Source organism: Streptomyces sp. NPDC001714, from assembly GCF_042892755.1.
Taxonomy (GTDB): Bacteria; Actinomycetota; Actinomycetes; order Streptomycetales; family Streptomycetaceae; genus Streptomyces.
This window is the reverse complement of the sequence record NZ_JBIAUL010000054.1, coordinates 1-8746: the sequence shown is the minus strand read 5'-3', so window position 1 is coordinate 8746 and position 8746 is coordinate 1. Positions and strand designations below refer to the sequence as shown.

The window sequence follows — 8746 nt, the reverse complement described above, 5'->3', positions numbered from 1 at the left end:
GGCCCCACCGCCGTATCAGTGCGCCGAGCCGTCGCTGTGCACGTCGTGGTCCCCCTTCGACGGTGTGCCTAGTTCTCCGAACGGGTGAACCCCGACCGATCACCCCGCACCGCACCGCCCCGGCGACTACGAAGATCACAACCTGTTCGTGATCTTCGGAACGGAGACCCGGCCGTGCGCCTCGCCCGGACCCGCTGCACCCTGATCGCCGCGCTGTTCGCGCCCCTCGCCCTGCTCGCCCCCACCACCGCCCACGCCGCCCCCGCGGCCGTCGCGCACTGGCCCGCACGGCACGCGCCCGGCGAGACGATCACTCTCCTGGTCTGCGACGCGCTCGCCGCACTGACCGTCACGGACGAGAGCCGCGCCGGCTGCTCCCGGGACAAGTTCAATCCCGGCTTCGTGGGCGGTCCGTCACAGCAAGAGACCAAGGGTGTGCGGGCCGCTCCCCCACGGCCACTTCACGCGTGCGCCCGGATCAGCGGCGTGCCGCCGGGACGCCGACGCGCCGAAGAGGAGATCCTGCTCCTGGTGCCAGGCGGTCATCAGGCCCCCTGACGACAGGCCCGCTCCCAGGCACCGCACCCGTACACGGCCCGGTGCCGCGACTCCCACCCGTCCGCGTCCAGCTCCACGTCAGCGTCCACGCGACGAACCGTACCCCTGCGTCGGGACGGTGCCGCACACACCGTCAGGGCGTCCGGCAGGGGCGGCAGGTAGACGCGCCGGACACATTCATCGATTCCCTTTCTCAATGTCATGACCAACAACTGTTGGACCTCTGAATCATCGATTCCTAGGCTCGGCCGAGCAGGCCTTCCGTACGGGAAGACCTCGACCACCTGCGTTCCACACCCGGAGGAGACGTCCGATGAAGCAACGCACGATCGGCGGACGGACCGTTTCGGCGATCGGGCTCGGCGGCATGCCGATGTCCATCGAGGGCCGCCCCGAAGCCCGCAGATCGATCGCGACGATCCACGCCGCGCTGGACGCCGGTGTCACGTTCGTCGACACGGCGGACGCCTACCACCGCGACGCCGCCGAGGTCGGACACAACGAGGAGCTCATCGCCGGGGCCCTGCGCACGTACGGCCGGGGAGCGGACGACGTGCTGGTCGCGACGAAGGGGGGTCACCTGCGGCCCGGCGACGGCAGCTGGACCGTGAACGGTGATCCGGCTTATCTCAAGCGGGCCGCCAAGGAGTCGGCCAAGCGCCTCGGCGTCGAGGCGATCGGCCTCTACCAGTTCCACCGCCCCGACCCGCGCGTCCCGTACGCCGATTCGATCGGCGCGATCCGTGACCTGCTCGACGAGGGCGTGATCCGCATGGCGGGCATCTCGAACGCGACCGTGGACCAGATCGACGAGGCGAACCAGATCCTGGGCGGTCGCCTCGACTCGGTCCAGAACCAGTTCTCGCCCAGGTTCCGCTCCAGTCTGCGCGAGCTGGAGCACTGCGCCGAACTCGGGATCGCGTTCCTGCCCTGGAGCCCACTGGGCGGCATCGCGAACGCGCCCGAGCTCTCGGCGCAGCAGGCCGCCTTCCGCGAGGTCGCGGACGAGGTCGGCGTCAGCGTCTACCGGGTGACCCTGGCCTGGGAGCTCGCCCTGGCGCCCGTGGTGGTCCCGATCCCCGGGGCCTCCCGCCCCGAAAGCATCCGTGACTCGGCGGCCGCCACCGACGTCGAGCTCACTCCGGAGCAGATCTCCCGCCTGTCGGCGGCCTGAGGTGCCCGGCACCGCACCGCCCACCCACGTATGGACAAGGACCCGATCGTGAAGACGTTCAAACTGCCCGGCACCGACATGGTCGTCCCGAACATCGTGCTCGGCCTGATGCGCATCCAGGACAAGAGCGACGCCGAGGTCCGCGAACTTCTCGCGACCGCGATGGACGCCGGCATCACGTTCCTCGACCACGCCGACGTGTACGGCAGCGAACTGCACGGCTGCGAGCGCCGTTTCGCCGAGGCGATGCGACTGAGCCCCTCGCAGCGCGAAAAGCTGATCATCCAGTCGAAGGCGGGCATCGTCCGCGAAGGCCCGTACTTCGACTTCTCCTACGAGCACATCGTCGAGTCGGTGGACGGTTCACTCAAGGCGCTCGGCACCGATTACCTCGACATCCTGCTGCTGCACCGTCCCGACGCCCTGGTCGAACCCGAAGAGGTCGCGCGTGCCTTCGACGACCTGGCCGCAGCAGGCAAGGTGCGGGCCTTCGGCGTCTCGAACCACACCCCCCGCCAGATCGACCTGCTGCGCCGCCATGTCAGTCAGCCGCTGGTGGCGAACCAGCTCCAGCTGTCGATCACGCACGCCCCGCTCGTCGCGCAGGGCGTCGCGGCCAACATGCAGGGCCTGGACCAGTCGGTCAGCCGTGACGACGGGCTCCTGGACTACTGCCGACTGCACGACATCACCGTGCAAGCCTGGTCGCCGTTCCAGGCCGGCTTCTTCGACGGGCCCTTCCTCGGCTCCGAGCGCCACCCGGAACTCAACGCCGTCATCGACCGCCTGGCGGCGAAGTACGGGGTGCCGTCCCTTGCCATCGCGACGGCCTGGATCACCCGCCACCCCGCCCGGATGCAGGTGGTCATCGGCACGACCACCCCGCAGCGCGTCGCGGACGCCGCCCTCGGATCGGACGTCCCCCTGACGCGCGCGGAGTGGTACGAACTGTTCCGCGCCGCCCAGTACATCGTTCCCTGACCGTCGCCCCACCCACGCAGCGGCGAGCCGTACGCTCGCCGCTGCGCGGCGGGTCCGCGGGCGCTCCGAGCAGCCCGCGGACCCTGACGGCCGACCGGTGGACCCGATCAGTAGGAGAACTGCTGGATCTGGCTGCCGTCGCCCGCGTAGGTCCAGCCCGTGCGGGTGGCCGGGTCGACCTGGACGGCGCGTTCGTGATGCGAGTCGAGCCGTCCGTTGTAGGCCCCGAACTGCGGGTACTCCACGCCGCTGACCGTTTCCACCGTCCTGCCGGTCTTCAGGTCGACGACGGCGATGCGGCCGGTGGCGTTGTTGTCGGTGAAGCCGTACTGCTGGAAGCCTCCCGTGGGTTGCAGGTCCGGGTAGCGGAAGCCGAGGAGCGCCAGGTGGTGCCGGCCGTCGACCGCGAGGGCGACGGGTGCCTGTGCCGTCCCCACGTCGACCGGGTCACCGCCGCCCAGCTGCGCCAGATACCCGGTGCCGGGGAAGTTGACGCTGAAGGAGTGGTACCACGTCTCGTAGAAGTGCCCCTCTTCATCGGAGGCGAGGGTTCCGGCGCACGAGATTCCGCCGGGGCCCTGGGTGACCGTTGCCGTGTCCAGGTCGACCTCCGCCACCGTGCCGGAGCCGGTCGCGGACAGGCAGTTGACGGTGGACCCGATCTTCTGCGCGGTGAAGACACCGGTCGTCCGGTCCAGCTCCAGCAGCCCGTAGGGGGCGCCGCCCACCGCGGCGGAGTCGAGCTGGAGAGATGTGCCCAGGGTGCCGGTCGCCGTGTCCACGGGCAGGACGAAGCCCGCCCGGTCCCCGACGCGGGACGCCAGCACGGCGGCCCGATGGCGTTCGTCGTCCACGCGTCCGCCGGTCACGACGTACTGGTCGTCGACGCGGGCGGGACGTCCGACGGCGTCACCGGTGCTCGTGTCGTAGGTCTCCAGCCACTGCTCGCCGGTGGTGGTCTGCTTGTGCAGCACGAGTACGTGGTGGGAGGAGTCGACGCCGAACACCTCGTAGACCGAGCCGTAGGCGGGGTCGCCGGTGAGCTTGCGCCCATAGGTTCCGTCGGCGGCGTCGTAGTCGTAGACCGACCCCTCTCCGGTGGGGCTCTCGACCGACGCGACCGAGGTTCCTCCGGGGACAATTGCGAAGTCGGTCAGGTTGGTGCCGTCCGGGGCCGGTCCGTCGTCGTAGGCCAGCAAGGATGTCGGCGACGCCTGCCCGAGGATCCGGCCGTTCCTGTCGAGGGCGAAGACCCGTACGTCGTAGGCGATGGACGAGGGCAGCCTGAGCGCCTGTGCGTCGAGCTTCGCCGTGCCCCGCGTGCCCTTCAGCGAGCGGTGCAGCGTGGCCGGGCTGTCCACTCCGTCGTGGTCGCGCACGGTGCCGTTCTGATTGCTGACCAGGTTGTAGGAGCCGTACATGTTCGGGCCGGGGGCGGAGAACTCCAGGAGCGTGCCGGTCGCGCCCTTGACCCGCGACACGTCGTAGCTCACGGAGAACCGGGGCGCGGCCCGGGTGATCTCCAGCAGATGTCCGGGCCCGGCGGACGGTCCGGCGGACGGCCTCCCGGACGGCTCGGCGCCCAGCGCCGGTGCGTCGGGGCGCTGCGTGATGCTTGCGCCGTCGACCCGGACCGTGGCGAACTCCCCGTACAGCGGCACGCCCTTGGCGCCGCCGGTGGGATTCTGGACGACGCCGATCCCGTAGATGCCGTCGCCCGCCGTGAAGGCGCCGGCCGGGACGGTGAGCGTCCCGCTCGGTGCGGTCAGCGGGACGCGGTAGGAAGCGGAGAAAATGGGAGCCGCGGCCGGGCTGAAGTGGCCGACCCCCGACACGACCAGCTCGGGCGAGCTGACGTTGCGCACTCCGGTGAGGTCGTAACGCACCCGCACCGAGTGGCCCGCCCCGACCACGGGCTGGACCACGGGGGCGAGTGCCTCGGCGTATCCCCCGTCGGTGGGGCCGAAGGTCAGCTCGTGGCGCGCGACGGCGAGCACCTGGCGGCCGTGGCGCACCTCGAATGTGAGGGAGAGCCGGCGGTCGGTCGTGGAGGCGACGGGCAGACCTGCCGCGGTGAGCATCTGCGTGGGTGTCAGCCGCACCGCGGGAGTGGCGGAGGTGAACTCCCTTTTCCCGATGCGCAGCACGTACTCGATGCCCTTGTCTCCTGTCAGGCCGGTCACGTCGGCGCCGATCGTCACCGGTCCCACCAGGCCCTCCCCGGTGGCACCGGAGCCCGTGCCCGGTCCGGCCAGGTCGATGCGGCCCGGATCGGTGGATTCCAGGTAGCTGCCGCCGAGGCCGCCGACGGTCTGGCGATGCGCCACCGACAGCCGCACGATCTTGGCCGCTCCGGTGCCGGCGGGTCCGCCGTGTGACTCGGCCAGTACGGCCTGGACGGCCGCCGTGACGTCGAGCTGAGGGCCCACGTGCAGCGGCCGGTCGATCTGCGGTGGCGTGGGCACGGCGCGGCCGGTCCGTTCCAGCAGTGAGCGCACGTCGTCGGGTGACGGGTGCCGGCCGGTCAGCCGCGAGGTCTGCAGTACGACCGCGGCGGCCGCCGCGATCTCGGGGGCGGAGGCGGAGGTGCCGCCGCTGAGGACCTCCGCGACGGACTGCGCGGTCTGGCCCTGGTGTTCGAAGGCGGGGATGCCGTCACTGGGTGCCGAGACGTCCACGCGTGTGCCGAATCCCGAGGAGAAGACACCGGAGCCGTTGAGCCGGGTGGTCGCCCAGGTGCCGGCCGTCGAGGCCGCGCCACCGTCCTGCGGGGGAACGGACAGCGTGTCGTCGGTGGTCGTGCCGCCCGCGGCGATCGCCCCGGAATCGAGGACCCGGGTGGGCGTGGTCGACATCTGGTCGTCGTCGATACGGGTGGTGTCGGCGGGCTTGCGTGTCACGTCGGTCGGTGTGCTGCCGCCGTCCGGTCCGACGGCGGCGTTGGTGTACAGGCGGGTGCCGTCGTTCGACGAGACGACGACGGTGATGCCGTATTGCCGCACGATGGACGCGATCACCGACTGCTGGACGGGGTCGTCCTCCAGATAACGGCCGGGCATGCCGTAGGCGTCGGTGCCGTAGCCCAGGCTGGCGGTGATCACGTCGGGCCGCGGTGTCTGCCGGGCCGCGGCCAGCAGGGCGACGGCGATCTGACTGAAGGTCGGCTCCTGCGGGACGACGAGCCGGTACTTGGCGCCCGGGGCGATGCCCAGCAGATCGGAGTCCCCGCTGCCCTGCATCCCCGGGCGCTGCGCCTCGTGCGGGAGCGGCGCCATCACGGAGAAGTCCAGGAGCACCTCGCCGAGCGCCGGGTCCTGTCCCTGGGTCGAGCCGGCCGGGTCGAGGGCGCCGGTGGCGTCGGCGGTGTAGGTGGGGATCAGCGGCATGGTGGGGACGTCCAGGTACCGGCGGCCGTCGTGCAGGACGGTCGTCGGACCGGTCGAACCGAGGTTCGGCGTCGACTCGTCGGTGAGGTCGCCGATCGAGACGTTGGTGATGGTCTCTCCGGTGCCCGGCAGCTGGCCGAACTTCCGCTTGAGCAGGCTGTAGGCGCCGGTGGCGTCGACGCCGCCGGCGTTGAGGAAGCTCTGCGTCGAGGTGGCGAGTGCCGCGTTGCCGGGGACACCGTCGGAGCCGGTCGTGCCGCTGTGCCGCGCCTTCGGCGTGTCCCGTCCGTCGACGCCGGCACCGCCGGTTGCGGTCGCGGTTCCCGGTGCGCGCAGGGGTATGGCGCCGGTGTTCATCGGCGAGACGGTCTGGTCGGGTTCCGCGTAGACGACGCCCGGTGTCGCGGCCAGTGTCCGGGCGGCGGCGGTGGCGTCGCCACCGGCCAGCTGAACGACCTGGACCCTGGACAGGTCGACCGCGCCGGCGCCGAGCTTCGCCCGGGCGGCCGTGTGCAGTTCGCGGCCCTGCGCGGCGGTGAGTCCCGGGAGCAGGGGCCGGATGGAGACGGCGCGGGCGCGTCGCAGGGCGGTGTTCACCCCTGCGTCGGAGGTGAGCGGGGTGCGGACCCGGAGGTCGCTCCGCGCGCCCTTCGGTTCGCCGGTCACCTGGGCGTCGGGCCCCAGCACCACGAGGACCTGGTGGGGGCCGGCCGGCTTGGTCCGCACGGGATCGGGCTTCAGGAAGGAGCGCAGGGGACCGAGTGCGGAGGCACCCGGCACGGCTGACGGGGCCGGTGCGGCAAGCGCGTCCTTCGAGCCGGTGCCGGACTCCGTGGCAGCCGCTCCGGAGGCGGCCGCGTACTGCACGGGCGTGCCGAGCAGCAGGGCCGCGGTGGCTATGGCGCCGACGCCACGAGCGACCGCTCGTCTCCGCCGTTTCATGGGCACTCCACTTCTTGCGTGAGGAGATCGGGGAAAGAGAGGGCGTCGGCCGTCTGGACGGCGCCGACGCGTGGGGAATCTGTCAACCCCTGGGAGCCGGCACAAGATGGGGGCCGTGGCGGACTTCCGTCAGCTGGCAGAGATCGGCCACGGGAGCCGCGGGGCGACGCGGTCCGCCCTTGGCCCAGGGGCGGACGCGGGCGGGAGCGGACCGTGCGCGAGGATGGCGTGGTGGCCGCGTCGTAGCAGGTGGCGGCCGGTAAAAAGCGGATACCGGAGCTGGAAATGGAACTTGACGTCGTCGGCCTCAGCGACGGATCGCAGCTGGTCTACACCGTCCTGGTCGGGCTGCCCCGGGGCAGCGCCTCCGAGATCGCCGAAGCCTGCGGCATGAGTGCGGCGGTGACCGGCCGTCATCTGTCCGCCCTGGTGAAGAACGGCCTCGCGATCAGGTCGGCGGGCCGCCCGCCTCGTTTCACGGCCGCCGCTCCGGACGTGGCCGTCACCGAGCTCATCCGGGAGAGCGAGCGCCGGCTCGACACGGCCCGCTCCCTGGTCCGGCAGCTCGCCGAGACGCATCGCGAGGCCAACCGGATCAGCGACCCGAGCATCGCCGTGGAGCTGCTCACCGGTCACGAGGACATCAATGCGGCCTTCCAGCGGCTCACCGGGGGCGCCCAACACCACATACGCGCCTTCGACCGGCCCCCCTATGTCAACCGCCCGGGCAGCGATCTGGAGAACCAGCGCCAGCGGCAGCACACCGGTGTCGCCCATCGCGTCATCTACGACCGGGCCGCCGTGGCGTGGCCGGGCCGGCTTCGCGACGACATCCTGCCGAGCGTGCGGGCAGGTGAAGAAGCCAGAGTGCGGGCGGAGTTGCCGCTGAAACTGGTGATCGCCGACGACCGCTCGGCGATCATCCCCTTCAGTCTCGCCACCGGCGGCCATTCCGTGGCCTATCTCATCCACCGCTCCCCCATTCTCGCCGCGCTGGAAGCACTCTTCGAGGCCGAGTGGGAACGTGCCACCCCGCTGCGGGACACCAGCCCGCCGACCGCACGGAGCGACGGCCCGGACGCCGACACGCGTGCCCTTCTGGGCCTGCTCGCGTCCGGCTGCACGGACGCGGCCATCGCCCGCACCCAGGGCTGGAGCGAGCGCACCACCCAGCGCCGCATCCACCGCCTGATGACCGAACTGGGCGCGGCCACCCGCTTCCAGGCCGCGGCCCAGGCTGCCCGCCGCGGCTGGCTGCAGTGAGCGGCGTTCCGCCATCGCCGCCGCCGTCCGCCCTTCGGTCATTCCCGGGGCCGCTGTGCCCGTTCCGCCTCCCGGAAGACCTCTCAGACGACCGCCACAAGCCCGACAGGCCCTTAGCCTGCCGTTTGACCTCTGATGCGGTGCGGTTGGCGGATTCAACGTGTGGGCTTCACGACATGCCCCAGTGCGACGAGGCCGATGCCTATGGTGAGGAGCGAGGCCGAGTGAACGTTCCAGCTGACCAGCATCAGTAGGGCCCCCGCTCCCCAGAGTCTCGGTTGCCGCACTCGTTGCTGGAGCCAGTGGCCCGGCATGCGGCCGAGAAGCAGAGCGTGTACTCCGAGGACGCAGGGTCCTTTGCATGATCGACGTCTGTCCGGTTTCATCCGGTGATGCCGAGGGCGGTCAGGGGCCTTCGCCAGTCGCGGGCGGCGTGGCGTAG

General features: G+C 71.4%; 5 protein-coding genes. 4 read left to right on the top strand and 1 reads right to left on the bottom strand.

Annotated features, from left to right (window positions below; all coding sequences use genetic code 11):
* Positions 1-174 precede the first annotated feature (174 nt).
* The 3 genes from ACFY0P_RS51875 (at position 175) to ACFY0P_RS51865 (ending at position 2713) form a co-directional block, all read left to right on the top strand.
* Positions 175-558 carry a hypothetical protein gene (locus ACFY0P_RS51875; protein ID WP_388929487.1) on the top strand — a complete coding sequence of 128 codons (384 nt, stop codon included), beginning with the start codon at positions 175-177 and terminating at the stop codon, positions 556-558.
* Positions 559-871: 313 nt separating this feature from the next.
* The gene (locus tag ACFY0P_RS51870) at positions 872-1732 is read left to right on the top strand and encodes an aldo/keto reductase (RefSeq protein ID WP_388929486.1); all 861 of its coding nucleotides are present in this window, start codon (positions 872-874) and stop codon (positions 1730-1732) included.
* 48 nt (positions 1733-1780) lie between these two features.
* Positions 1781-2713, top strand: coding sequence for an aldo/keto reductase family oxidoreductase (locus ACFY0P_RS51865; RefSeq protein ID WP_293994713.1), 933 nt, complete (start codon positions 1781-1783; stop codon positions 2711-2713).
* Positions 2714-2820: 107 nt separating this feature from the next.
* Here ACFY0P_RS51865 and ACFY0P_RS51860 read toward each other — a convergent pair whose 3' ends face one another.
* Positions 2821-7041: a S8 family serine peptidase gene (locus ACFY0P_RS51860; RefSeq protein ID WP_388929485.1), complete on the bottom strand. Its 4221-nt coding sequence runs from the start codon at positions 7039-7041 to the stop codon at positions 2821-2823.
* A 285-nt stretch (positions 7042-7326) separates the two neighbouring features.
* Here ACFY0P_RS51860 and ACFY0P_RS51855 point away from each other — a divergent pair, with 285 nt between their 5' ends.
* Positions 7327-8304 (top strand): helix-turn-helix domain-containing protein, encoded by a 978-nt coding sequence (locus tag ACFY0P_RS51855; RefSeq protein WP_388929484.1) that lies wholly within the window; start codon positions 7327-7329, stop codon positions 8302-8304.
* The last annotated feature ends 442 nt before the right edge of the window (positions 8305-8746 follow it).